General features: G+C 67.2%; 25 protein-coding genes. 13 read left to right on the top strand and 12 right to left on the bottom strand.

Annotation, left to right across the window (positions count from 1 at the left end):
- Positions 1 to 102 precede the first annotated feature (102 nt).
- Positions 103 to 1419, bottom strand: coding sequence for a hemolysin family protein (locus IPF36_RS04405; protein ID WP_135702550.1), 1317 nt, complete (start codon positions 1417 to 1419; stop codon positions 103 to 105).
- 183 nt (positions 1420 to 1602) lie between these two features.
- Between IPF36_RS04405 and IPF36_RS04400 the strand changes: the two genes are divergently transcribed.
- A complete protein-coding gene (locus IPF36_RS04400) occupies positions 1603 to 2526 on the top strand; it encodes a helix-turn-helix domain-containing protein (protein WP_195427394.1) in 924 nt (307 codons plus the stop codon).
- On the opposite strand, the gene IPF36_RS04395 is transcribed toward IPF36_RS04400, so the two are convergent.
- Positions 2501 to 3049, bottom strand: a complete 549-nt coding sequence (locus tag IPF36_RS04395) for an acyloxyacyl hydrolase (protein WP_240745788.1) — start codon at positions 3047 to 3049, stop codon at positions 2501 to 2503. The two genes, IPF36_RS04400 and IPF36_RS04395, sit on opposite strands and share 26 nt — an antisense overlap.
- Positions 3050 to 3416: 367 nt before the next feature.
- Here IPF36_RS04395 and IPF36_RS04390 point away from each other — a divergent pair, with 367 nt between their 5' ends.
- From IPF36_RS04390 to IPF36_RS04380, 3 genes are all read left to right on the top strand, one after another.
- Positions 3417 to 3980 carry a surface-adhesin E family protein gene (locus IPF36_RS04390; RefSeq protein ID WP_133093215.1) on the top strand — a complete coding sequence of 188 codons (564 nt, stop codon included), beginning with the start codon at positions 3417 to 3419 and terminating at the stop codon, positions 3978 to 3980.
- Positions 3981 to 4149: 169 nt separating this feature from the next.
- Entirely contained in the window at positions 4150 to 4383 is a 234-nt protein-coding gene (locus IPF36_RS04385) for a hypothetical protein (protein WP_195427393.1), read from the top strand.
- Positions 4384 to 4734: 351 nt separating this feature from the next.
- A complete protein-coding gene (locus tag IPF36_RS04380; RefSeq protein WP_195427392.1) occupies positions 4735 to 6456 on the top strand; it encodes a mechanosensitive ion channel family protein in 1722 nt (573 codons plus the stop codon).
- A 36-nt stretch (positions 6457 to 6492) separates the two neighbouring features.
- Here IPF36_RS04380 and IPF36_RS04375 read toward each other — a convergent pair whose 3' ends face one another.
- On the bottom strand, positions 6493 to 6927 hold the full coding sequence (locus IPF36_RS04375; protein WP_195427391.1) for an RT0821/Lpp0805 family surface protein: 435 nt from the start codon (positions 6925 to 6927) through the stop codon (positions 6493 to 6495).
- A gap of 271 nt (positions 6928 to 7198) precedes the next feature.
- Here IPF36_RS04375 and IPF36_RS04370 point away from each other — a divergent pair, with 271 nt between their 5' ends.
- From IPF36_RS04370 to mdoH, 3 genes are all read left to right on the top strand, one after another.
- Positions 7199 to 7564 carry a hypothetical protein gene (locus IPF36_RS04370; RefSeq protein WP_195427390.1) on the top strand — a complete coding sequence of 122 codons (366 nt, stop codon included), beginning with the start codon at positions 7199 to 7201 and terminating at the stop codon, positions 7562 to 7564.
- Positions 7565 to 7964: 400 nt separating this feature from the next.
- Positions 7965 to 9560, top strand: coding sequence for a glucan biosynthesis protein G (locus tag IPF36_RS04365; RefSeq protein ID WP_133093210.1), 1596 nt, complete (start codon positions 7965 to 7967; stop codon positions 9558 to 9560).
- Positions 9533 to 12142, top strand: coding sequence for a glucans biosynthesis glucosyltransferase MdoH (gene mdoH / locus IPF36_RS04360; RefSeq protein ID WP_195427389.1), 2610 nt, complete (start codon positions 9533 to 9535; stop codon positions 12140 to 12142). Before IPF36_RS04365 ends, mdoH begins: the two co-directional genes overlap by 28 nt.
- 152 nt (positions 12143 to 12294) lie before the next feature.
- On the opposite strand, the gene IPF36_RS04355 is transcribed toward mdoH, so the two are convergent.
- Complete coding sequence (locus IPF36_RS04355; RefSeq protein ID WP_135702564.1) at positions 12295 to 12891, bottom strand: hypothetical protein; 597 nt, start codon at positions 12889 to 12891, stop codon at positions 12295 to 12297.
- 406 nt (positions 12892 to 13297) lie between these two features.
- On the opposite strand from IPF36_RS04355, the gene IPF36_RS04350 reads away from it, so the two are divergent.
- Positions 13298 to 14515: a Bcr/CflA family multidrug efflux MFS transporter gene (locus IPF36_RS04350; RefSeq protein WP_133093208.1), complete on the top strand. Its 1218-nt coding sequence runs from the start codon at positions 13298 to 13300 to the stop codon at positions 14513 to 14515.
- Between the two features lie 4 nt (positions 14516 to 14519).
- Here IPF36_RS04350 and IPF36_RS04345 read toward each other — a convergent pair whose 3' ends face one another.
- The gene (locus IPF36_RS04345; protein WP_135702566.1) at positions 14520 to 15362 is read right to left on the bottom strand and encodes a mechanosensitive ion channel family protein; all 843 of its coding nucleotides are present in this window, start codon (positions 15360 to 15362) and stop codon (positions 14520 to 14522) included.
- Between the two features lie 172 nt (positions 15363 to 15534).
- Complete coding sequence (locus IPF36_RS04340; RefSeq protein WP_133093206.1) at positions 15535 to 16737, bottom strand: ammonium transporter; 1203 nt, start codon at positions 16735 to 16737, stop codon at positions 15535 to 15537.
- Positions 16738 to 17230: 493 nt separating this feature from the next.
- On the opposite strand from IPF36_RS04340, the gene IPF36_RS04335 reads away from it, so the two are divergent.
- The 3 genes from IPF36_RS04335 (at position 17231) to IPF36_RS04325 (ending at position 18672) form a co-directional block, all read left to right on the top strand.
- The gene (locus IPF36_RS04335; RefSeq protein WP_029047409.1) at positions 17231 to 17512 is read left to right on the top strand and encodes an HU family DNA-binding protein; all 282 of its coding nucleotides are present in this window, start codon (positions 17231 to 17233) and stop codon (positions 17510 to 17512) included.
- A gap of 181 nt (positions 17513 to 17693) precedes the next feature.
- Positions 17694 to 18179, top strand: a complete 486-nt coding sequence (locus IPF36_RS04330) for an acyl-CoA thioesterase (protein ID WP_133093205.1) — start codon at positions 17694 to 17696, stop codon at positions 18177 to 18179.
- Positions 18180 to 18198: 19 nt separating this feature from the next.
- Positions 18199 to 18672 (top strand): CreA family protein, encoded by a 474-nt coding sequence (locus tag IPF36_RS04325; protein WP_133093333.1) that lies wholly within the window; start codon positions 18199 to 18201, stop codon positions 18670 to 18672.
- Positions 18673 to 18687: 15 nt separating this feature from the next.
- On the opposite strand, the gene IPF36_RS04320 is transcribed toward IPF36_RS04325, so the two are convergent.
- The 4 genes from IPF36_RS04320 to IPF36_RS04305 form a co-directional block, all read right to left on the bottom strand.
- Positions 18688 to 20436, bottom strand: coding sequence for a class I adenylate-forming enzyme family protein (locus IPF36_RS04320; protein ID WP_195427388.1), 1749 nt, complete (start codon positions 20434 to 20436; stop codon positions 18688 to 18690).
- A 121-nt stretch (positions 20437 to 20557) separates the two neighbouring features.
- On the bottom strand, positions 20558 to 21322 hold the full coding sequence (locus IPF36_RS04315) for an SDR family oxidoreductase (RefSeq protein WP_135702570.1): 765 nt from the start codon (positions 21320 to 21322) through the stop codon (positions 20558 to 20560).
- Positions 21323 to 21590: 268 nt separating this feature from the next.
- Positions 21591 to 22448, bottom strand: coding sequence for an arylamine N-acetyltransferase (locus IPF36_RS04310; RefSeq protein WP_195427387.1), 858 nt, complete (start codon positions 22446 to 22448; stop codon positions 21591 to 21593).
- Between the two features lie 27 nt (positions 22449 to 22475).
- Complete coding sequence (locus tag IPF36_RS04305) at positions 22476 to 23246, bottom strand: Crp/Fnr family transcriptional regulator (RefSeq protein ID WP_135702574.1); 771 nt, start codon at positions 23244 to 23246, stop codon at positions 22476 to 22478.
- 180 nt (positions 23247 to 23426) lie between these two features.
- Between IPF36_RS04305 and IPF36_RS04300 the strand changes: the two genes are divergently transcribed.
- Positions 23427 to 23924, top strand: a complete 498-nt coding sequence (locus tag IPF36_RS04300; RefSeq protein ID WP_135702576.1) for a DUF962 domain-containing protein — start codon at positions 23427 to 23429, stop codon at positions 23922 to 23924.
- A gap of 19 nt (positions 23925 to 23943) precedes the next feature.
- Here the strand turns inward: IPF36_RS04300 and IPF36_RS04295 are convergent, their stop codons facing one another.
- Both IPF36_RS04295 and IPF36_RS34515 read right to left on the bottom strand, forming a co-directional pair.
- A complete protein-coding gene (locus IPF36_RS04295) occupies positions 23944 to 24300 on the bottom strand; it encodes an ATP-binding protein (RefSeq protein WP_255519681.1) in 357 nt (118 codons plus the stop codon).
- An 82-nt stretch (positions 24301 to 24382) separates the two neighbouring features.
- Entirely contained in the window at positions 24383 to 24568 is a 186-nt protein-coding gene (locus IPF36_RS34515) for a response regulator (RefSeq protein WP_304524019.1), read from the bottom strand.
- 308 nt (positions 24569 to 24876) lie between these two features.
- Here IPF36_RS34515 and IPF36_RS04285 point away from each other — a divergent pair, with 308 nt between their 5' ends.
- A complete protein-coding gene (locus IPF36_RS04285) occupies positions 24877 to 25014 on the top strand; it encodes a hypothetical protein (protein ID WP_195427386.1) in 138 nt (45 codons plus the stop codon).
- The last annotated feature ends 68 nt before the right edge of the window (positions 25015 to 25082 follow it).

Below are 25082 nucleotides of genomic sequence, written 5' to 3'. Positions count from 1 at the left end.
TGCAATTTGCGACAAGTTGCGGACTACGCACCTATCGTTTGACGGGGGGGCAATGTGGTGCTGGCGCTTCACTCGAAGAGGTTGCCTGAACACCGCGCGGCATCAGCCGGTCGTTTCTTCTTCCGGGCCGTCTTCAGGTGGCAGGCGCGAAGCCAGCACCTTGTCGATGCGCTTGCCATCCATGTCGACAATCTCGAAGCGCCAGTCGCCCCACTCGACGCGGTCGGCGATCTGTGGCAGCCGTCCGAGCAGCAGCAGCAGCATGCCCGACAGCGTGTGGTAGCGCTCCTTTTCTTCCTCAGGCACCTGGCGCAGCCCGATGCGGTCCTTCAGTTCGGGGATGGGGATCAGGCCGTCGAGGAGCCACGAGCCATCGTCGCGCTGCACCGCCCATTCCTCGCCGGCGGCCTCGGCCTTGAACTCGCCGGTGATGGCTTCGATCAGGTCCTGCAGCGTCACCAGCCCCAGCACCTCGCCGTATTCGTCGATGACAAAGGCCACCTGGCCGCCCGAGGCGCGGAAGTTTTCCAGCAGCTCCATCCCGGTGACGCTTTCGGGCACGAACACCGCCGGCTGCATCACTGCCATCAGGTCGGCCTCTTCGCCGCGCAGTCGGCGCGCCAGCAGCTGGCGCGCGCTGACCACGCCGACGATGTCGTGCATGCCGCCGCGCACCGCAGGGAAGCGGGAGTGGTCGGATTCCTCGATACGGCGCAGGTTTTCTTCCAGCGGTGCGTCCACGTCCAGGTAGATGACGTCGCCGCGCGGCACCATCAGCGAAGCCAGCTGGCGGTCGTCGAGGCGGAACACGTTGCGCACCATGGTGTGCTCGTGCTGCTCGATCACGCCGGCCTCGGAGCCTTCGACCAGCAGGGCGTGGATTTCTTCCTCGGTCACGCCCGGGCCGCTGTCGGTCTTGGTGCCGAGCAGGCGCAGCACCAGCCGGGTGGAGCTCGACAGCAGCTTGACGAAGGGGGTGGACGCCACCGCGAGCCAGGAGATCGGGCGCGCCACCAGGCGCGCAATCGCTTCGGGGGCCATCTGGCCCAGGCGCTTGGGCACCAGCTCGCCCAGCACGATGGAAAAATAGGTCAGGCCCGCCACCACGATCGCGGTGGCGACGTAGCCGGCGGTGGACTCTGACATGCCAACACTGCTGTGCAGCCAGTCGCCGAAGGGCTGCGCCAGTGTCGATTCGCCGACCACGCCGTTGAGCACGCCGATCGACGTGATGCCGATCTGCACCGTCGAAAGGAAGCGCGTGGGATCCTCGCCCAGCTTGACGGCTTCGATCGCGCCCCGGTCGCCGTTCTCGATCTGCCGCTGCAGGCGCGCCTTGCGCGCGGTGACCAGCGCGATCTCGGACATCGCGAATACGCCGTTCAGCAAGATCAGCGCCAGTAATATGGCAATTTCCATCAAAGTGCGCGCCCTTTGCGCGCCGGGAGTTCAAAGAGGGCAAGCATACCATTCGGACTATTACAGGAAGTCGTCGCTGTGACGCCTGCGTCGCAGCGGCGGCAAGGCAATCACTGACAGGGAATTGCTGCTATTACCTGGCAGGTAGTCGCTCCCAGCACCAGGCCATGCTCTAATAAGTGCATGGAAACGCTGACCCCCGCCTCCGAAACCACTCTCGACTTCCCCGGCCTGCTGCGCTACTGGCGCAGCAAGCGCGGCTACAGCCAGCTGGCGCTGTCGCTGGCCGCCGGGGTGTCGCAGCGCCACATCTCCTTCCTGGAATCCGGCCGCGCCCGCCCCAGCCGCGAAATGGTGCTGGCGCTGGCCGAGCGACTCGGCGTGCCGCTGCGCCAGCGCAACCGCATGCTGCTGGCGGGCGGCTTCGCCCCGGCCTACAGCGAGCATGCGCTGGCCTCGCCGCCGTTGCAGATGGTGCAGCAGGCGATCGCGTTGATCCTGTCCAAGCAGGAGCCGTACCCGGCCGTGGTGCTTGACCGGTTCTGGAACCTGGTCGACGCCAACCAGGCTTACCGGCGCATGCTCGATACGCTGCTCGACGGACGCGCGCCCGCGTCGCTGGAGGACGAAGGCGGGCGGGGCGGCGGGCATGGCGGCGGTCCGCGCCGGGTCAACCTGATGCTGTCGGTGTTCGATCCACAGGGATTGTGGCCGGTGATCGAGAACGCGCGCCAGGTCGGACGCTACCTGCTGCGGCGCGTCTGGCAGGAGTTGCAGAGCCAGGCCCACGACCAGACCGCGCGCGAGATCTTCCGGCGCATCGCCGCGTGGCATCCCGACATGGTCGGCCCCGGCGGCGCACTGCTCCCCGATGACAACGGCGCCGAAGGACCGCCGCCGCCGGTGCTGCCGGTCGTGCTGCATGCGGGCGCGTTCCGTGCGTCGCTGTTCTCGACGCTGACCACGCTTGGCATTCCGCAGGACATCACGCTGCAGGAGCTGCGCATCGAGTCCTTCTTCCCCGCCGATGAAGCCACGCGCGCCCTGTTTGAAACGCTGGGCGCCGCGCAGCCAGCGGCGCTCAGAAGCGGTAGCGCAGATAGATGACGTGGAAGCTGGTGCCAGGATTGGGCTCCTTGATGCCGGCATTGGACAGGTGCTGGAAGCGGTAGCCCGCGGTAAAGCGCCGGTCCGAGCCGAAGGTTACGCCCAGGCCCGCGTATTCCGAGAACTGGAACGCCGTGGAAATGACATGGTCGTCCGAGGTGCGCGTTCCCGTCAGCAAGCGCGGACCGACCGACAGTTCGAGGAACGGCGCCCACGCGTGCTTCCACCAGCCGATGCGGACCACCGGCGAGGCGCCGAACTCCCACAGGTCATGCGGATTGTTGTCGCTGCTGCTGTTCCAGCGCGCGATATTGACTTCCCATTGGAGGTCGATCAGCCAGCCCTGCGGATTGCCCCACGCAAAGCCTGAATCCCACAGCATGGCCATTTCGACCTTCTGCACGTGATGGGTCTCGTCGAAGCCGTAGCCCAGCTGCACGGCCGGCGCGGCGTGGGCGGTGCCGAGGCAAAGGGGGAGGGCCAGCAGGCTCGCCGCGGCGGTGTGTCGGACGACTAGCGGCATTGAGCGTGCGGCAAAGCGACGCTGCCGGTGCCCCCGACGACCGGTACGCGCTGTGGGCGCGGGAGCGAGATCGCAACAACTTGCATGGCGGTCCTGACAGGCTTCTTGGTCTTGTCGTGGCATGGGAAGCAAGGCTTGGGATGCTGCGTTGCTGTCGGACCTCGCATGGGGCGGCGCCGCAACGGGCGTCGCCACGCATGGCCGGCCTCCATACCCTATTTGTAGTACACGAGTTAGCACATTGCTGGCCCGGAGGGCGGGGCGACGACATTTGCGTGCGTGTGCGCAACCGGTGCATGGCGGCCACATCGTGCCTTTCGTGTGCGACAATGCGGCTCGCTTTTCCCGTCTATACGAGGGCAATTCAATGATGTTCCGTGTTTTTGGGCATGCGGCCGCGCTGGCGGGCTGCATGTTCGGCCTGGCCGTCCCGGCCGCTCATGCCGAAGGCAGCGCCATGCCGGCCCAGCGTCCGGCCGCGGCCGCCGGCCTTTACGAGTGCCAGGCGCCGGACGCCGGCACCGTGTTCCGCTCCACGCCCAGGGAAGGCTGCCGTCTGGTGGCAGCGCCCGACCCTGGTGCACCCGACCCGCAGCGCTGGTTGCCGCTGATGGGGGCCAACGGCGTGGTCTCGTACTTCGACCAGTCGGCGACCCGGCGCCAGGGCACGCAGGTCGGTGTCGTGCTGATGCGCAACTCACCGTCGGGGGTGATCCGCACCGCCAACGGCGAACCGATCCGCTCGTCGCTCAAGCGCATGGTGCTCGACTGTGCCACGTCGATGTTCGCGGTGGTCGAGCAGACGCTGTACAGCAAGCGCTACGCGCGCGGCAATTCGCTCTATACGATCCGCGCGCCGCAGTACGGCACCTTCCAGCCTGCCGGCCCCGGCACGATCGCGGGTGAACTGCTGCGCAGGCTGTGCCGCTGAGTTGAGGCGCTGAGTTGAGCCGGACCCCGCCGGCGGCGTCGATGCTCCTGTCAGGGTTTGTCCCGGTCAACCGCGTGCAAACCGTCCTCGTTGATGCAAATGACCCGGCGCGAATCGCGTGCCGGTCATTGCAGGCATTCCTACACGCAGGGCTCACGAGGAGACCGAAATGAAGAAGTGGATCGTCATGCTGTCGCTGGCAATGTTCGGTGCGGGCGCGATGGCGCAGGCAACGCCGGCCACTCCGGCAACCCCCGCCACGCCGGCGGCACCGGCTGCCGACAAGGCTGCGCCGGCCAAGGCCGACGGCACGCAGAAGGCCAAGGCCAAGAAGACCAGCGCCAAGAAAAACAAGAGCCACGCTCCCTCTACCAAGGACCCGATGACGAAGAAAGGCGCCTGAGCGCGCTGCCGATGGCGGCGGGCGCCCGGTGCCCGGTTCCCCGGCAAGCGGGGAAGCGGCCGGCGTCCGTGCCGCCATGCCGCTGCGCTGCGATGGCGTGGCACGACGGCGGGGTCATGTCCACATGACCCTGCCGCGTGAACAACAGCCCTGTGGCACGCCATGCCGTGCCTTCCGGGGGGAAAGGCAGGGTCGTTGCGGCGGATCGAGACAGGAGGCTACGGCCTCCTTTTTTTCGTTCCTGCGCGACGGCTTTGCGTGCGCAGCTGTGCACGCTATGCTAGCGGGCATCGTGCCGGCCTGGCCTGCAGTGCCGGGCCAGCGCAATGCAACCCTCGGACAGGAGCGTCTATGGCAGCGCTTGCAGCTTGGTGGCGGCGAATCGCAATCCTGTGGACGCTGGCGCTGCTGTGCCTGCCGGCATGGGCGGCCACGCTGGCACCGGCAACGGCACCAGTCCCGATCGCCGTGCCCAGCGGCGAAGTCGCGGAACTGCGGCTGATGGACCGTCCCATCGCCACGCTGCGCGCAGCCATCGGCGGCGCGACGCCGGCCATGCGCGTAGCGCGCGCCCAGCAGTTGTTCGACGGTCTCACCGAAGCCGAACTGGCCCAGCCGCTCGGGCAGCTCAGCGGCACCCTCGGCGACGCGCCGATGATCGCGTTCCGGCTCGGCGACCGGTTGCTGTTCGCCCTGGCCATGCAAGACCTTTCCCCGGAAGACAACCTCACGCTGGAAGCTGCCGGCGCGCAGGCGGCGGCGGCGCTGCGCCAGGCCATTGCCGCGCGGCGCGCGCACCTGCACTGGCCCAACCTGTTCCGCGGCGGGGCGCTGAGCCTGCTCGGCCTGGGCGTGCTGGCCGCGCTGGCCTGGGGCGTCGCGCGCGCCAGCGTGACGCTGCGCGCGCGCCTGCGCTCGGCATTGCAGCGCCACGTGGCGCTGCACCTCGAACGCCGGGCCGGGCAGTTCGACTGGACCGGCACGCTCTACCAGCTGGTTGCGCGCCTGGTGCAGATCGTTGCCGTCGGCGTGGTCCTGGTGCTGGCCTTTGCCTGGCTGGACTTCGCGCTCGAACAGTTTCCGCTGACGCAGCCGATGGGCGACCGCATGGGCGCGTTCATCCTCCACCTGCTGTCAGGCATTGCCGTGTCGATGGTTGGGGCGGTGCCAGGGCTGGTGACGGTAGTGGTGATCCTGCTAATCACGCGCGCGGTGCAGCGGCTGGTATCGAATATCTTCAAGGCGGTGCAGAAGGGCCAGATCTCGGTGCCCGGGCTGCATGCCGAGACCGCCGGCGCCACGCGGCGCCTGGCCGCGGCGTTGATCTGGGCGCTGGGCTTCACCTTCGCCTACCCGTATATCCCGGGCTCGGAAAGCGATGTGTTCAAGGGCCTGTCGGTGCTGCTCGGCTTTATGGTGACGCTGGGCTCGGCCAACGTGGTCAACCAGCTGATGAGCGGCATGGTGGTGGTGTACTCGCGCGCGCTGCGGCGCGGGGACATGGTATGCATCGGCGATACCGTCGGCACGGTGGCCTCGCTCGATGCGCTGTCGGTCAAGGTCATCAACCTGCGCAATGAAGAGGTGACGCTGCCGAATGCGGTGGTGGTCGGCAGCGCGATCCACAACTACACCCGGCACGGCAGCGTGCGCGATACCGGCACGAAAGAGGTCTGGCAGGCCGCGATGATTTCGACCTCGGTCACCATCGGCTACGACACGCCGTGGCGGCAGGTCCATGCCATGCTGCTGGCCGCGGCCGCGCAGGCCGAGCACGTGGCGGCGTCACCGACGCCGTTCGTGCTGCAGCGTGGCTTGTCGGACTTCTATGTCGAATACGAACTGTTTGCCGCGCTGGATGATCCGCGCAACCGCTTCTATGCGCTATCCGCGCTGCACGCGGCGATCCAGGACCAGTTCAACACGCATGGCGTGCAGATCATGTCGCCGCACTTCATGGCGCAGCCGGAGCAGACTGTCTACGTGCCTGAAGCAAAATGGTTCGAGCGGCCGGGCAGCGCGCAGATCGATCCGGCCGCGCGGCCGCAGCGGGCGCAGTCGCGCGCCGCATGAGCGTGGCCTAAGCACTGCGCGCGCGGGCTGCCTGCTTCAGCCGTCGACGTGGCGGGCCTTCCATTGCCCGCTGGGCTGCTTGCAGAACCAGCCTTTCCAGTGCTCCTGCGAACTGCCGCGCTTGAGTTCCGACTCCAGCCGCCGGCACTGCTGGCCCTTGTCGGTCTTGCTTTCAACAGGGGTGATGGTGCCATCCACCTGCTGGCGCCGGCCGCTGGCCGGATAGGTCCACGTCACCGACTGGCCGTCGGCGGTATCGTTCAGCGCCTTGCGCACCGATTGCGACAGCGAGGCACCTTCCTTCTCGTTGAGCGTGCCGATGATGGAACCGCTCAGGTAGTTGTCGAAGTACGCTTGGGCCGGCGCGGCCACGGCCAGCAGCAGCGTGGAGCCGAGCACGCCGGCGATGGCGGCACGGATGGCGGCGCGGGTGGCCGGGCGGGCAGTGCGGTCTGTTTGCCGAGGCAGCATGACGATTCCTTTGGCTTCATGTTGGCGTGCCGCGAGCCGACGGAAGGCATTGCGCGGGCAAGCCGGATGGGTCGTTTGGGTGGCATTGTAAGCGCAATGCCGGGCTGGCGACGACCACTTTGCCGCATTGCGGCGGCGCCGGCGCGGTTGACACCGGCGTAGCGCTGACCTAGCGTTGATTGCTGCCCCAACGCTTGCCATCCCCTGTTCCGCAGCGGCTGTCAGCGGCGCACACGCAAAGGCAAGCGCCTTTCCCCCGAGAGGAGATTCCATGAAGCTGCGCTATCTCATCATTGGCCTGGCCGGTGCCTGTGCCTTCGGCACACTGCACGCCCAGACCGGCAAGGCCGACAAGTTCAATCCCTACACCGACGGCGCCAAGCAGGACAAATTCAGCACGTACACCGATGGGGCCAAGCAGGACAAATTCAGCACGTACACCGATGGCGCAAAAAGCGACAACGTGACTTCGCTCAACCCCGGGGCGCGGCCTGACCAGATGGAGCCGATCCAGGGCGGGGCGCAGAAGTTCGATTCATACAGCCAGGGCGGGATGAAGAGCGGCAAGTTCGATACCTATTCCGAAGGCGCCAAGAGCGGCAAGTTCGATCCCTACAGCGAAGGCGCTAAAAAGTAACACCGTATTAAAAGTGTCGAGCGCGGGGTGACGGCCGCACCCCGGCCGATCACGCTGGTCCGGAGGTCCGGCGAGCTTTGCGCTCGCCGGCGCTTGACCCGGTGTGACCTGAACGCCCGCAAAGCCTTGCCCGGAGCGGCTTTCGGGCAACCCCACCAACATTTTGTTTCAAACCTTGCGTGGTCGAAACGTGACTTTGGCGTCTCGAATTGTTATGGTTTATTGCGCATCGCAACAAACCGGACACAGTGCCTCGCGGGCGCCGAGACCCGTGTTCGGGCCACGCCATATTGGACCCGGCCCGCCTCTTGCTGTGTCGTGCCTTGCGGCGCCGCCTGCAAGGCTCTTCGCCCCGACCGCCGATGCCGGTCATTCCGTTTTAACTGTTCCCCTGGCATACATGTCACAGATCGCCACGCCACGCTTGTCCGCAATATTTTCCGCGCCCGCCCCCGGGCCGGCCCGTCGCCGCAGCGCGCGCGCCGGGGTACGGATCGCGGCATGGCTGGGCGGCAGCATCCTGGCACTGTGCGCCATGACGGCGCAGGCGTTCGATTTCGATACCGTCGCCGCGCGCGCCAAGCAACTGGCAGCATCGCCATACAAGGCCCCGCTGCAGAACCTGCCGCGCGAACTGCGCGAACTGTCCTACGAGCGCTACCGCGAGATCGAGTACAAGCCCGAGCGTTTCGCCTGGCGCGGCACGCGCTCGCCGTTCGAGCTGTCGTTCTTCCATGAGGGCATGGTGTTCGACCAGCCGGTGCGCATCCATGAAGTGGTGGGCAACAGCGTGCGTGAATTCCGCTTCGATCCCGCCGCGTTCAACTACGGACCCCACAAGGTCGACGCCGCCAAGCTCAAGGGGCTTGGCTTCGCCGGCTTCCGCATCCTGTATCCGCTGAACCAGGGCAAGCGCAAGGACGAACTGGCGTCGTTCCTTGGTGCCAGCTATTTCCGTGCGCTCGGCAAGGACCAGTGGTATGGCCTCTCGGCGCGTGGCCTGGCGGTGGACACCGCGCTCAATTCCGGCGAGGAATTCCCGCGCTTCGTCGAATACTGGATCGAGCGGCCTGGCCCCAATGCCAAGGAGCTCATCGTCTATGCACTGATGGATTCGCGCCGCATGAGCGGCGCCTACCGCTTCACCATCAAGCCGGGCGCCGAGACCGCGATGGAGGTCAAGTCGCGGCTGTTCCTGCGCGAGAACGTGACCAAGCTGGGCCTGGCGCCGCTGACCAGCATGTATCTGTTCGGCGAGAACCAGCCGTCGCCGGTGCAGGATTTCCGCCCCGAGGTGCATGACTCGGACGGCCTGTCGATCCACCTGGGTACCGGCGAATGGGTCTGGCGCCCGCTGGTCAATCCCAAGCGCCTGCTGGTGACGTCTTTCGCGGCGACCAACCCGCAGGGCTTCGGGCTGATGCAGCGCGACCGCAGCTTCAACAGCTACCAGGAACTGGGCGCATGGTATGAACGCCGCCCGAGCGGCTGGGTGCAGCCGCGCGGCAACTGGGGCTCGGGCCGGGTCGAGCTGGTGCAGATCCCGACGCCGGACGAGACCAACGACAACATCGTCGCGTACTGGGTGCCGGACAACCCGCCCAAGCCGAAGCAGGCCTTCGACTACGAGTACCGGTTGCTGTGGCAGAAGGACGGCGAACAGCTGCCGCCGCTGTCATGGGTGAGCCAGACACGGCTGGGCCGGGGCCAGTCGGCCAGCAAGGAGGACACGAGCTTTTCGCTGGTGGTGGACTTTGAAGGCCCGGGCTTCCGCAGGCTGCCCGCTGACGTTCGCATCGACCCGGTGGTTTCGGCCGATGCCAACGGTGAACTGCTGAAGACGTCGGTACAGCGCAATGAAGCGACCGGCGGCTGGCGCATGACCATGGTGATGCGCCGCAAGGATGAAACCAAGCCGGTAGAGTTGCGCGGCTATCTTCGCAACGGCAATACAACCCTATCCGAGACGTGGAGCTACATCTTACCCCCAGGCTAAAGCAGCGACCGGCCCAGGCAGCGGCATGCGAGCGCTATGTCGACCGCCTGCCCGTATCGCCTGAAATCCGCAGCGAACTGCTGGCCGACATGCCCGCCGCGGCCGCGGCGCCGGTGGCATCGCTGGCACCGGTCAGCACGGTCATGCCGGTCGGCGGCGATGGCCGCGACGCGCAGGAAGCGATCTCGCGCCTGCAGTCGCGCCTTGCCGCCAAGGACGCGCCCGCCGCGCAGGGCGGCGGCGCCTACGCGTCGGTCGGCCGCCGTTTCACCATCGCCTACGGCAACCCTCAGGTTGGCGGCGAGCCGCTGCTGCAGCGCCGCGACGATGGCACCGTCAAGGTCGACACCGGCCCCGAGCCGGAGCGCAGCTCGATGGTGCCGCGCCAGTGGCCGCCGCATATCGTCACCGGCTGGCTGCGCAATGCCTGGCGCCGCATGCTGGGCCGCCCGCCCGTGCCCGAGACCTGGGACACGCTGCACGACGGCCCCGATGCCGAAGGCATGTGGCATCCGGCCGGCTCGCACCGGCGCTGGGTCCTGCTGGGCCTGGTCCTGATCCAGACCGTGCTGGCCACCTACTTCATGACCAGCGTGCTGCCATACCACGGGGCCGATCCGCTCGAGATCGCGATCCTGGGCCTGTTCGCCATCCTGTTCTCCTGGGTGTCGGCGGGCTTCTGGACCGCGATGATGGGCTTCCTGGTGCTGGCCAAGGGCGGCGACCGGCATCTGATCTCGCGCTCCGCCGCACCCGAAGGGCCGCTCGCGCCCGAGGCGCGCACCGCGATTATCATGCCGATCTGCAACGAGGACGTGACGCGGGTGTTCGCGGGCTTGCGCGCGACCTATGAATCGCTGGCGCGCACCAGCCACCTGTCCAATTTCGATTTCATCGTGCTGTCCGACAGCGGCAATCCGGACCTGCGCACCGCCGAGCACGATGCGTGGATGGAACTGTGCCGCGCGGTCGGCGGCTTCGGCCGCATCTTCTATCGCTGGCGCCGCCACCGCGTCAAGCGCAAGACCGGCAACGTCGCCGACTTTTGCCGCCGCTGGGGCAGCAAGTATCGCTACATGGTGGTGCTCGATGCCGACAGCGTGATGAGCGGCGAATGCCTGGCCACGCTGGTGCGGCTGATGGAGGCCAACCCCGGTGCCGGCATCATCCAGACCGCGCCGCTGGCCGTGGGCCGCGAGACGCTGTATGCGCGCGTGCAGCAGTTCGCCACGCGCGTGTACGGGCCGCTGTTCACCGCGGGCCTGCATTACTGGCAGCTGGGGGAATCGCACTACTGGGGCCATAACGCCATCATCCGCGTCAAGCCGTTCATCGAGCATTGCGCGCTGGCGCCGCTGCCGGGCCGCGGTCCGCTGTCCGGCGAAATCCTGTCGCACGACTTCGTCGAAGCCGCGCTGATGCGCCGTGCCGGCTGGGGCGTGTGGATCGCGTACGACCTCGAGGGCTCGTACGAAGAACTGCCGCCGAACCTGCTCGACGAAGTCAAGCGCGACCGCCGCTGGTGCCAGGGCAACCTGATGAATTTCCGGCTGTGGCTCAAGCAGGGCTTCCACGTGGTGCACCGCGCGGTGTTCCTGACCGGCATCATGGCCTACCTGTCGGCGCCGCTGTGGCTGTTGTTCCTGCTGCTGTCCACGGCGATGCTGGCCAAGCATGCGCTGGTGCCGCCGGAGTATTTCACGCAGCAGTACCAGCTGTTCCCGACCTGGCCCGAGTGGCACCCGGAGAAGGCGCTGGCGCTGTTCTCGGCGACCGCCACGCTGCTGTTCCTGCCCAAGCTCGCCAGCGTGGTGCTGCTGATGAAGCAGGCGCGGCGCTACGGCGGCGCGGTGCAGCTCTTTGCCAGCATGCTGGTCGAGGTGCTGCTGTCAGCGCTGCTGGCGCCTACGCGGATGCTGTTCCATACCAAGTTTGTGATTGCCGCCTACAGCGGCTGGGGCATCTCGTGGAAATCGCCGCCGCGCGAAGACGCCGAGACCACCTGGGGCGAGGCGTTCCGCCGCCACGGCTGGCACACCGCGCTGGGGTTTGCGTGGGGCGGTCTGGTCTACTGGCTGAACCCGTCGTACGTGCTGTGGCTGCTGCCGATCGTCGGGTCGCTGGCAATGTCGATCCCGTTGTCGGTGATGCTGTCGCGCGTGTCGCTGGGCCGTGCCTCGCGCAATGCGGGCCTGTTCATGATCCCGGAAGAAACGCTGGTGCCGCGCGAGATCGTCGAGACGCAGCAGCATGTCGAGAACGCCGCGGACACGCCTGACTTTGTCGATGCGGTGGTGGACCCGGTCACCAATGCGCTGATGTGCGCGACCGCGACGGCGCGGCCGGTGCAGCCCGAAGCGGCACGCCGGCGCCACGAAACGCTGGTCGAGCATGCGCTGACCCATGGTCCGCGCGCGCTGACACCGGCGCAGAAGCACCTGCTGCTGGGCAACCCGTTCGCGCTGGCCCGGCTGCATGAGCTGGTGTGGGGTTCGCCGCTGGCCGATGCCGGCTGGAAAGATACGCGCATGCTGGTGCGCAGGGCGGCCAACGTGCTGCCATTGCGGCCGCGCGCGGCGTGACGCCGATTGCCTGCTGAACAAGAAATGGCCTGCTGATGCGGGCCATTTTTTTGCTGGCGGCGGTACCGGCACCAACCACCGCCAACCGGCACCCATCGGCATTACCGTGGTGTCATTTGCAATCGATTCTTGTTTCCTGGCGGGTTGCGGCTTCAGCGCAGCGCCGACGTGCAGATCGGCGCATTGATGTAGACATCGCCGATGCGGCGCTCTCCGCGGTCCTTGCGGGTCATGTAGCGGAACATCAGGCTGACGCCGAGCTTGGTCAGGATTTCCACGTCGCGGTTGGCGCAGATATTGCGCTGCAGCGGCGCGGCATAGTTGACCTCGAAGCTGGCGAGATCCAGCATCGGCCCGCGGTAATTGGTCAGTTCCAGCTGGAACAGCACGTGCTTGCCGGGCACCGACTGGCAGCGGCGCAGCCGCGTTTCGCCGTCGATTTCGATCGGCAGGGCATCGTTGAGCTGGCGGCAGGCGCGCGCCAGCACGTTGTCGGGGCGCGTGGTATTGCGCAACAGTTCGGGCACGCCGGCGGCGCCGGTATTCTGGCCCGTGGCCGCCCCCTTGAGCATGCGCGACAGGGGTTCGGCTTCGTCGACCGCGGCAGCCGGCGCCGACGCCGCGGCGGCATTGCGCACCGGCACCGGCACCGGTGCCGCATGCAGCGCCAGCGGCAACAGCAGCGCGGCCACCCATGCAGGGGTGGCCAGGCCAGGCGAAGCGGAAATCGGCGTGTGTCGTGTTCTCATGCAGGCTAACGTTGCCGGGAGCGGTACTGTCGTCCGTCTCTGCGAGGCCGGCCGCGCATGTCACGCGACACTCACGCCGACAGGCTGGCATTGTACCCTTCACCTTGCCAGGCGTGAAAGGCACGCCACGCCTGCCATCATGGCGTCAGTGCACGCATGGCATGCATTCCGGTCAGATGCTCGCTTGATTCCAGCATCTGGCAAGTTTGCCAATCCTGCCAACTTCATCGAACCCGACCTTGGCAGGGCAATATTCCTGAACGAGTGCTTCAAACCTGTGCAACCCGCTGCGGCATCGCTTTCGTTATGTTGTGCAACAATTGCCCCTTTCCAACGGCTTGCAGCCGCGCCCCGGCATCGCCCGCGGCGGTGATCGCCACGCAACCGCATGCACCGGATTTCTTCCATGTCCCGTTCCCCGAGCGCTGCCTCGACCGCGCGCTTTCCCGCCTGGCTTTTGATATGCGGCTCGCTGATGGCGATCGCGCCGCTGTCGATCGACATGTACCTGCCGAGCTTTCCCGCGCTGGCGGGCGACCTTGGCGTCGATATCGGCCAGGTACAGCTGACCCTCGGCACGTTCCTGGTCGGCCTTGCCGTGGGGCAGGCGTTCTACGGGCCGTTCAGCGACCGCTTTGGCCGCAAGCCGCCGCTGTATCTGGGACTGGGACTCTATGTGGTTGCGGCGATCGGATGCGCACTGGCGCGCAATGCCGAGACGCTGATGCTGTGGCGCTTCCTGCAGGCGCTGGGCGGCTGCGCCGGCATGGTGATGGCGCGCGCCGTGATCCGCGACCGGCTCGAGGCCCATGAATCGGCGCGCGCGTTTTCGTCGCTGATGCTGGTGATGGGGCTGGCGCCGATCCTCGCGCCGGTCATCGGCGGCGCGATCCTTACGGCGGCCGGCTGGCGCACGATCTTCTGGGTGCTGGCGGCGGCCGGCCTGGCCATCCTGTTGCTGGTGCACTGGCGCATGGAGGAGTCGCTGGACCGGCGCCAGGCGGCGCCGCTGCGGCTTGGCACCGTGGCCAGGAGCTACGGCGAGCTGCTGCGCGACCGTGAATTCGTCGGCTACTCGATGTCGGCCGGTTTCGGGTCGGCGGGGATGTTCGCGTATATCTCGGGTTCGCCGTTCGTGCTGATCGAGCTGCACGGCATTGCGCCGTCGCACTATGGCTTCGTGTTCGGCGCCAATGCGCTGGGCCTGATCGTCATGTCGCAGCTCAACAGCCGGCTGGTGCACGGTCGCACGCTCGACCAGGTCCTGGGACGGGCGCTGCTGGCGCCTTGCGCCGCGGGCGCGGTGCTGGCCGTGGCGGCGCTGGCCGGACTGGCGACGCTGCCGGTGCTGCTGGCGGCGTTCTTCGTCTTTATCGGTGCGCTGGGCTGCGTCACGCCCAATGCTTCGGCGCTGGCGCTGGCGCACCAGGGGCATCGCGCCGGCACGGCTTCGGCACTGATGGGTACGCTGCAGTTTTCGCTGGGCACGCTCGGCGGCGCGGCCGTGAGCGTGTGGCGCGACGGCACCGCGCTGCCGCTGGCCGTGGTGATGGCGCTATGCGGCGCTGGCGCGGTGTTGATGCGTTACTACGGCAGCTCCGGCGCTGGCCGGGCGGCTGCCTGACGAATCAGGCGGCCTGCTGCAAGGCGGCGGCCTGCTGTACGACCACCATGTGTGCCGGCATGGGCGCGGCATAGCCGGCCTGGCCGAAGCACTCGCGGATGATGCGGTTGGTGTCGAAGTACACCTGCCAGTAATGGTCGTTGTGGCAATGTGGGCGTACCGCCAGCACCGGCCCGACCAGCGTGAATTCCAGGATCTCCACGTCGACCGCGGGTTCCGGCAGCACGTTCGGGATCTGCGCGATGCGCGACTTGAGCAGCGCCGCCGCATCGGCCACGTCGGTGCTGCCCGCCAGCTGGGCCTTCAGTTCCACGCGCCGGTACGGATTGGCGGTGAAGTTCTGGATGGTATCGCTGAAGATCTTGTTATTGCCGATCACGGTCTGCACGTTGTCCGGCGTATCGAGCGACGTGGCGAACAGCCCGATCTCGCGCACCGTGCCGGTGACGCCGCCAATGGTAACGAAGTCACCCACCTTGAACGGCCGCAGCACCACCAGGAACGCGCCGGCCGCGAAATTCGACATCAGTCCCGACCATGCCATGCCAATGGCCACGCCGGCGGCGGCAATCAGCGCGGCGAAGGTGGTGGTCTGGATGCCGAAGTAGCCGAGGATGCCGATCACCAGCACCACGTTCAGCGTGACCGTGACGATCGAACCCACATAGCGCAGCAGCGTCGGGTCGACCTTCTGCTTGCCGAGCGCGTTCTGCACCATCCGTACCACAAAATGGATCAGCCATCGGCCGATGACCCAGAACGCTAGGGCTGCCAGGATCTTGACCCCGAACTGCGTGGCATAGGCGACCACCAGGGTCTTGAGGTTGTCGAAAGTCGTGGCATCCATCGGCGTGTCCTCTCGGTTTGGGTGAGTGGTGCAGCCCTGCGCGCTGACGCGGCGCAATACGTGGGCACGGCAATTATTGGAATGCCGTGCCTCGAAGTGCAAGCAAATAATTGTCAAGGCAAGCGGGCCGGCAGGCCAGCTTGCCCAGGCGCTGCCGGGCGGCGCAACCGCCTTACCAGTTGGTTTCGCGCTCCGGCGTGGCGGAGATGCGGTGCAGCGTCAGGTCCGCGCCGTTGAACTCGCCTTCGGCATCGAGCCGGATGCCGACCAGCTTCTTGAGCGCGCCGTATACCAGCGTGCCACCCGCCAGCGCCACCACGATCCCCAGCACCGTGCCGATCAGCTGCGCGCCGAGCGACACGCCGCCCAGCCCGCCCAGTGCCCTGGCCCCGAAAATGCCCGCGGCGATGCCGCCCCAGGCGCCGCACAGCCCGTGCAGCGGCCAGACGCCCAGCACATCGTCGATATGCCACCTGTTCTGCGCCAGCGTAAACATATAGACGAAGAGGGCGCCCGCAACTCCGCCCGTGATCAGTGCGCCCAGCGGGTGCATCAGGTCCGAACCGGCGCATACCGCCACCAGCCCGGCCAGCGGGCCGTTGTAGGCAAAGCCGGGATCATTGCGCCCGGCGGCCCACGCCGCCAGCGTGCCACCGGCCATCGCCATCAGCGAATTGATCGCAACCAGGCCGCTGATCTTGTCGACGGTCTGCGCGCTCATCACGTTGAAGCCGAACCAGCCCACTGCCAGGATCCACGCACCCAGCGCCAGGAACGGGATATTGGAAGGCGGATGGGCGCTGATGCGCCCGTCCTTCTGGTAGCGCCCGCGCCGCGCGCCGAGCAGCAGCACCGCCGGCAGCGCGATCCAGCCGCCCAGCGCATGCACGACCACCGAGCCGGCAAAGTCATGGAAGGGCGCGCCGGCAACCTGTGTGATCCAGTCCTGCACCCCGTAGCGCTGGTTCCACGCAATGCCTTCGAAGAAGGGATAGACAAAACCAACCAGAACGAAGGTCGCGACCAGTTGCGGATTGAAGCGCGAACGTTCGGCAATACCGCCCGAGATAATCGCCGGAATGGCGGCGGCAAAAGTCGCCAGGAAAAAGAACTTGACCAGGTCGTAACCGCTTTTCTGGGCCAGCGTTTCTGCCCCGGACATGAATTGCACGCCGTAGGCAATGGTGTAACCGATAAAGAAATAGGCAATCGTGGAAACTGCGAAATCCACCAGAATCTTTACCAGTGCATTGACCTGGTTTTTCTTGCGCACCGTGCCTAGCTCGAGGAAAGCAAAGCCGGCGTGCATGGCCAGCACCATGATGGCGCCAAGCAGGATAAACATGGCGTCGGTGCCGGTCTTCCAGTTGTCCATAGTGACCTCATGCTCAAAATGGGCGCATGGGTATGCAAAAAGCATTCCAGTTGCGGCTGCATCCTGGTGCCGGCTGCACCGGAGTGGGCGGAATCCGCACCGGAATGCCGCGCGCAGGGAACCGGGCCCGCAGGACGTCGGAGCCGGGCGCCGGCGGCCGTGCCTGATATGCGCCAGAATGGCGCTTCGCCGGCATGTTCGGCTGACCCGTTTTGGTGCGACGCCCCAATTCCGGGCGTTTGCCGGGTCCGGGCCCGTGACAGCGTTGCCTTGCGGCGCAACGCCGCAGCCAGCCGAAGCGGGCCCGTGACAAGCGCGAAAAGAGCGGGAAATTGCCCGCTAACCGGCCTCAAGCAAGGATTTGCGGGTTTTTTCGTTGCATTGGTGCCACTGGGGATTGCTCAACGCACAAGGGGCAGATTAGACTGCGCCGATCGATGTTTTGCCGCCAGGCAAGCACATCGGTGACGACGACCAACAAGGGAAATCAGCCATGAATAAAGGTGAACTGGTATCGGCCATCGCCACGGAAGCAGAACTGAGCAACGCCGCCGCTGAGCGCGCGCTCAACGCAGCGCTGGACAGCATCAAGAAGGCAGTGGCAAAGGGTGATTCGGTCACGCTCGTAGGTTTTGGCAGCTTCAGCGCCGGCAAGCGCGCCGCGCGCACCGGACGCAATCCGCGCACCGGCGAAACCATCAAGATCCCGGCCGCCAAGACGGTCAAGTTTTCCGCCGGACAGGGTTTCAAGGACGCGGTGAACAAGAAGAAGTAAGCAGTTTGCGTCCACAGCGTGAAAGAGCGGCCAGGCAGGCCGCTTTTTTGTTTTGCGCGCCGTGCGCGATGACCGGCAACGGCGGGGCCGATCCGGGTTAAACTGCCGGCGCCTGGATGCCGCCAGCCGGCCCGGGCGACCGCCCCCGCAATCCGCGCCCCCGATCCGAACTCCCCGCATCATGAACGACCTGTCCCACCAGCTTTCCATGACCGTGCTGATGACGCCGGACATGGCCAATTTCTCCGGCAACGTCCACGGCGGTACCATCCTGAAGTACCTGGACATGGTCGCGTATGCCTGCGCCAGCCGCTATGCGGGCCGCTACGTGGTGACGCTGTCGGTTGACCAGGTGGTGTTCCGCCAGCCCATCCACGTGGGCGAGCTGGTGACCTTCCTGGCCTCGGTCAACTTTACCGGCCGCAGCTCGATGGAGATCGGCATCAAGGTCGTGACCGAGAATATCCGCAGCAAGCTGGTGCGCCACACCAACAGCTGCTACTTCACCATGGTGGCGGTCGACGACAACGGCGCCCCGGCGGAAGTGCCGCCGCTTGAGCCGCGCGATGAAGTCGAGCGCCAGCGCTTTGCCGCCGCCCAGCAGCGCCGTGCACTGCGCCAGGAAATGGAAAAGCGCCACGGCGACATCAAGTCGTCGGTGACCTGACACGTTGCCATCCACCATGATGAAGCGATCCTGCACGATCCTGGCCCTGGCCGCCTGCGCGGCGGCCACGGGCGGCGCGCATGCCGAGGAGATCGGCAGCGTCAGCACCAATTTCCGCGTGACCGGCTCCGACAAGGTCGTCATCGAAGCCTATGACGACCCACAGGTCGAGGGCATCACCTGCTACGTGTCGCGGGCCCGCACCGGCGGCATCAAGGGCCAGCTGGGCATGGCAGAAGACCCGCCGGAAGCCTCGATCGCGTGCCGGCAGGTGGGGACCATCGCCTTCAAGGGGCCGCTGAAGCAGCAGGACAACGTCTTTTCCGAGCGCATGTCGGTGCTGTTCAAGACCCTGCATGTGGTGCGCGCGGTCGATCGCAAGCGCAATACGCTGGTCTACTTGACCTATTCGGACCGCATCGTCAGCGGCAGCCCGCAGAACAGCGTGACCGCCGTGCCGGTTCCGGCCGGCACGACGATTCCCGTCAAGTAGAGCGCCGCCAGCTGGTCAGGCTGCCTGGTCGAACAGCTTGCGCAGGTTCGACTTGAGGATCTTGCCATTGGCATTGCGCGGCAGCATCTCCCGGTAGAGCAGGATGCGCACCGGCACCTTGAACGCCGCCAGCCGCTCGCGCACGAACTCCTGCAATTCGGCTTCGGTTGCGTGCATGCCTGGCTTGAGGCTGACCACGGCCGCCGGTTCCTCGCCCAGCGTCTTGTGCGCCATGCCGACCACCGCTGCGTCCATCACCGCAGGATGTTCGTACAGCGTGCTTTCCACCTCGATGCAATAGATGTTCTCGCCGCCGCGGATCAGCATGTCTTTCATGCGGTCGACGATATAGACATAGCCTTCCTCGTCCAGCCGCGCGATGTCGCCGGTGCGCAGCCAGCCGTCGACAAAGGTCTGCGCCGTGGCTTCGGGCTTGTTCCAGTAGCCGCGCACGACGTTGGCGCCGCGTACCAGCAGTTCGCCGGTCTCGCCCGGCGGCAGCGCCTGGCCGCGTCCGTCGACCACCTTCATTTCGCCGATCGGCAGCGCCGGACCGCTGCTGTCGGGCCGCAGCACGTATTCCTCGGCGCTGTGGCTGGTGAAGGTCGAAGAGGTTTCGGTCATGCCCCAGCCGATGCCGGGCGCGGCCGTCGGGAACACGTCGCCGATGCGCCGCACCAGTTCCGGCGACGCCGGCGCGCCGCCGTAGTTGACGTTCTCCAGCGAAGACAGGTCGAAGCGCGCGCGCTCCGGATGCTCGAGGATCTGCCAGGCGATGGTGGGCACGCCGCCGGCGGCGGTGCAGCGCTCGCGCTCGATCAGCTCCATGCCGCGCAGCGCGTCCCAGCGGTGCATCAGCACGATCTTGCCGCCGGTGGCGAGCGCGCCGTTGAGTACCGCCATGCAGCCGGTGACATGGAAGAACGGCACCGCCAGCAGCATGGCCTTCTGCGGGGCCGCGGGGTCCGGCGCCGGAATCGGCTCGCCGCGGCGCAGCAGGTTGCGTAGCGGGCTGAAGCTGCCAGCGGCCGCGACCGTGGCGGAGTTGCGGTGCGTGCCCAGCGCCCCCTTGGGTTTGCCGGTGGTGCCGGAGGTATAGAAGATGGTGGCATCGTCCTCGGGGTCGATACCGACCTGCGGCGGCGATTGCTGCGGCAGCGCGGCCCAGTCGGCGCTGGTGCCGATCACGCTTTCCAGTGCGGCGACGCGAGGATCGCCGGTCGCAGCGCCGGTGCGCGAGACGTAGACGCGTTCCAGCGACGGGCAGCCGGGCAGATGCTCGAGGATGCGGTCGAGCCGCTCGGCATCGACGATGGCCACGCGGCTGCCGGAGTCGGCCAAGCCGTATTCCAGCTCGGCGCCGGTCCACCACGCGTTCAGCGGCGTCACGATCGCGCCCGCGAGCAGCGCGCCGTAGAACGCCACCGGCCACTCCGGCAGGTTGCGCATCGCCAGCGCCACGCGGTCGCCCTTGCGCACGCCGTCGCGCACCAGCGCATGCGCCAGCGCGATGGCGGCGCGTCGGAAGGCATCGTAGGAAACGCGCTCGTCCTCGTAGACCACGAAGGTGCGGTCGCCGAAGGCACTGGTCGCGCGGAACAGTTCGCACAGCGTCGCGGGTGCGTGCTTCCAGACTGTGGTGGGGATGCCGCGGATCACGCGCGACTCGGTCTCGAACGGCGAGCCGGGCGCGGTCAGCCGGGCATGGGCCTCGGCCAGGGACATGACCGGCCAGTTGCCGGCCGCTTGCGGATTGCTTGACATGACTGCCTCCCGTAACTGCGCTGCAGGTTGAGGGCAATGCAAAGAAAGCGGCGTGCGCCCGGACAGGCCGGCGCACGCGCAACGCTTGCGTCAGAAGCTCAGGTACAACTCAGGATACCGGTCAGATCGTCACGCCGCCATCGACCACCAGCGCCTGGCCGGTCATGAAGCTGCTCGCGGCGGAGGCCAGGTACACGGCCGCGCCGGCAATCTCGATCGGCTCGCCGATGCGGCGCAGCGGGGCGCCCTGCGTGGACTGCTTGTAGCGCTCCGGATCTTCCCACAGCGCGCGCGCGAAGTCGGTCTTGATCAGGCCCGGCGCGATGCAGTTGACGCGCACGTTGTGCGGCCCGAATTCCACCGCGAGGTTGCGCGCCAGCTGGAAATCCGCAGCCTTGGAGATGTTGTACACGCCGATGGTCGGCGAGCCGCGCAGGCCGCCGATCGAAGACACGATGATGATCGAGCCGTCCTTGCGGTCGATCATCTGCGGCGCGACCATCTGGATCAGCCAGTGGTTGGAAATGACGTTGTTGTCCAGCACCTTGCGGAACTGGTCGTCCGAGACGCCGCCCATCGGCCCGTAGTACGGGTTGGATGCGGCATTGCAAACCAGTACGTCGATCTTGCCGAAGGTCCGGTTGGTTTCGTCGACCAGGTGCTGCAGGTCTTCCTTCGACGAGATATTGGCGGGCACCGCGATGGCCGTGCCGGCGCCATGGCGTGCATTGAGCGCGTCAACCACTTCCTGGCAGGCCTCTGCCTTGCGCGAAGAAATCACTACCTTGGCGCCCTGGACGGCCATCTGCTCGGCGATGGCGCGGCCGATGCCGCGCGAGGAGCCGGTGACGATGGCAACCTTGCCCGTCAGATCGAACAATGACATGGAGTCTCCTGTATAGCTGCGCCGGCGTCAGCGGCCGGCTTCATGCAGGCGGCGGGTCTGCCGCGCTGTGGTCCTGGCGATGCGGCGCAAACGCTGCATCGACGGATCATTATGGTGGTGGCGCGCCAGCCGAGTCCACAGCGCAACGGCCCGGATGACGGCCATATCAGCATTCTTTCTGCGGGCAATGCGCGGCGTGCATGAAGGTCTGGTGCAGCGCGGCACGGCAACGCTGCAAGGTGGCGCGCACGCCGCGCATTTCATGCGGTCATGCGTGCGCGTTAGCCGCGAGCAAGGGCGGCAGCGCCGCCATCAGTTCGTGCCGCAGGGCATCGTCGAGCCGTATGCCGAAGCGTTCGTCCAGGACCTGCACCACGGCCTCAGGCGTTTCCAGCCGCTGGCGCCGCACGCTGCCGTCCGGCGCGCGTTCGGCCAGATCGCCATCGGCCAGCGTCACGCGCGTGCCGCCGTCGGTGCGCGCGGCCATCAGCCGGCGCAGGAACACACTGTCCGGATGCGTCGAGACATACCAGTTGCGCGGCCCGAAATCGATCCATGGCTGCGGCGTCAGGTCGAAGCGGTAGACCTTGAGCCAGCCCGTATCGCCGCGCGCCTCCAGGTCGAAGCTGTGGAATGCGCTGCCGGCCGCTTCCGGCGGGGAGCTGGCGAGCCGGTAGGGGAAGTCGTCGTCGGCAGGCGCGGACAGCGCCATCGCGCGAAACGGCGTGGGTCCGCCGAAGCCGACATCGGCGACATAGCTGCGATGCGCCACTTCCACGCGCAGCAGCATGTGCGACGCCACGGTCTCGACCGCATCGGGCACGCCCCAACGCACGCGCGCGGCCAGCGGCGTCACGCTGAAGCCGAACGCTGCCAGCGCCGCCGCCAGCAGCGTGTTGAGTTCGAAGCAGTAGCCGCCGCGCCCGCGCGTGACCAGCTTGTCGAAAACGGCGTCGACATCGATGCTGACCGGCCGCCGCAGCAGCGGGTCGATGTTCTCGAACGGAATGCTGGCCAGCTGCGCGCCGAGCACGGCGTCGAGCGCCTCCAGCGTGGGCGAGGGCGGGGCGGCGATGCCCAGCCGCGCGCAATAGGCGTCGAGTTGGGCGGCTTCTAGCGTGATCATGGCAGGCAGGCCTCCACGGTGGCGGATTCAGTTGAGCACTTCCAGCGCGGCCAGGTCGAGCAGCTCGATACCGCCGTATTCCAGCCGCAGCAGGCCGCGGGCTTCGAGTTCGCGCAGGGCGTGGTTGACGGTCTGGCGCGACAGTCCCAGCATCTGCGCGAGCTGTTCCTGCGGGATGCGCACGCGCAGCACCGCATCGGCACGCGCCGGCAGGTTGCCGTAGCCGTGCGCGATCGCGGCCAGGCGCCGGGCAATGCGTGCCGCGGGCAGCAGCAGCTGTGTCTCCTCGACATAGTCGAAGGCCAGGCGCGTCCTTGCGGCAAGCAGCCGCCCGAACGCCTGCCACCATGCCGGATGCTGCGCCAGGCGCCGCTCCAGCGGCGCGCGCGGCACGTGCCACAGCGCGGCGGCGCTGACCGCGCGCGCGTCGTGCGTGCGCGGCAGGCCGTCGAACAGGCAGATCTCGCCGAACCAGCTGCCGGGCTCGAGCAGTCCCAGCAGCGCCGCCTTGCCCGATTCGCCGCTGGCATGGATCTGCACGGTGCCGCTGGCCACGCAGTACAGGCCGTCGAAGCGGTCGCCTCGGGCAAACAAGGTCTCGCCGGGCACCAGCCGGCGCAGGCAGCCGTCGTCGAGCAGTGCCTGGCGCAACCCCGGCGGCAAGTGGCTGAACCAGGCGCCGGCGCGCACCGCGGCCAGCGGGTCGTCCTCCGGCAGCGAGTTGTGCGGCCGCGCGCGCGCTGGCGCGGCACGGGCCGGCAGCGGGGCGTGGCGGTGCGGCGGGGGCGCGGATCCCATGCCGGTCTCCTGTTTCCTGTTGGGGCGAAAGGTCGTCAAAACCGGTGTGCCGGCAGATTGTCAAAGACCAGACAGACCCGCCGGTATGCGCCCACTACTATAAATCCACATCGCGACCCGAGCGCGGACAGCAGCAGGCGGCAGCTTCCGCGCACGCCTGCGCACACAAGGAGACGCCCCGTGAAAACCCTGATCGAGTACCTGGCCAACTACGCCGCCTACCACCGAGATTCGCGCAATATCGTCACCCATTTCATCGGCATCCCGATGATCGTGCTGGCGGTGACCACGCTGCTGGCGCGGCCGGCCATGCCGCTGGGCGACGGCTCCGCCCACCTGACCCCGGCGATGCTGGTGTATATCCTGTCGTGCCTGTTCTACCTGCGCCTGTCGCTGGGCTTCGGCGTGGCGATGGCGTCGATCCTGGCGCTCTTCCTCTATGCCGGCGCGCACATTGCCGCCATGCCGACCGCTGCGTGGCTGGCCACCGGGGCCGGCCTGTTCGTGGCGGGGTGGATTATCCAGTTCATCGGCCATTACTACGAAGGGCGCAAGCCGGCGTTTGTCGACGACCTGGTGGGCCTGCTGATCGGCCCGCTGTTCCTGGTTGCCGAAACCGCTTTCGCGCTGGGGCTGGCGCGCGACACGCGCGACGCGATGGCGGCACGCGCGCACTGACAGGGCATTGTGAAGCGGATCAGGGCAGGCCTGCCGGCAAGCGCAGACGTGCCGACAGCCCGCCCAAAGGGCTGGTTGCCAGCGTCAGGCTGCCTTCGTACATCGCAGCGATCTCGGTGGCGATCACCAGGCCCAGCCCGCTGCCGGCAGCCGCCTCGTCCAGCCTGCCGACGCGGGCGGTGGCCAGTTCGCGCGCCTCGGGCGGCATGCCCGGCCCATCGTCCTCGACCGCTATTTCCAGTTCGCCGCCAGCCTCGCGCAGCGTGACGCGCACGCGCGTGCGCGCCCACTGGCAGGCGTTGTCGAGCAGGTTGCCGAGCATCTCGACGAGGTCCTGGCGGTCGCCGGCAAAATGGCCGTTGCCTTCGACTTCCAGCGCCAGTTCGCGCCCGGCTTTCTAGCGAGCGAGGTCAGCACCACCGTCCCGCCGTTGACGGTGACAGTGCCGGCGCGCGGATTCATCCGAACCGGGCCGCATTGCAGCTCCGGCACAGCCGTGCCGTGCGCGCACGGATCAGCGCGCAGATGCGCGCCGGCAGCTCTTCCATGCGGAAGGGCTTGGCCACGTAGTCGTCGGCGCCAGCGTCGATGCCTTCGACCTTCTCGGTCCGGTTGTCGCGCGCGGTCAGGATCAGAATCGGCATGTGCGGCAGGCATGGCCGCGAGCGCCAGCAGCGCTGCCAGTGCGGCAGCGGACAGCATGCGGGCGGGGCGCCGCAGCGGCGCGGAAAAGCGCTTCATGGCCCGAAGCTTGCAACAAAAAGCCTGAACGCGGGCTGAACGAAACGCTCAGGCAGGGTTCAGCCAGCGCCGCCGACAATGCCCCGCATCCCATCCAAGGAACCGGACATGTCCCCCACCCGAGACCCTCGCCAGCGATTCGCCGCCCCTTGGCAACAGGCCTCTGCGCACGCTGGCGCTTGCGGCCGTTGCACCGGTTTCGCTGCTGTGCGTGGCCAGCGTGTTCGGCATGCAGGCCAGTCTGCCGGCACTGTCGCACGCATGGGCGCAAGCTGATGCATCGCTGCCGCTGCTCGCGCTCGGCGCGCTGTTTGCAGGCCCGCTGCTTGCGCTTCCGGTGCGCGGCTGAGGCACGCAATCCGGTCCGCATGTTCGCGTCGCGCAGCGTGCGCAAACGCCAAAACGGGGGTACGTAGG

The sequence above is a fragment of the Cupriavidus sp. IK-TO18 genome (genome assembly GCF_015549295.1).
Taxonomy (GTDB): domain Bacteria; phylum Pseudomonadota; class Gammaproteobacteria; order Burkholderiales; family Burkholderiaceae; genus Cupriavidus; species Cupriavidus oxalaticus_A.
Note: the sequence above shows the minus strand (reverse complement) of the source record. Positions and strands in the feature narration are given on the sequence as shown.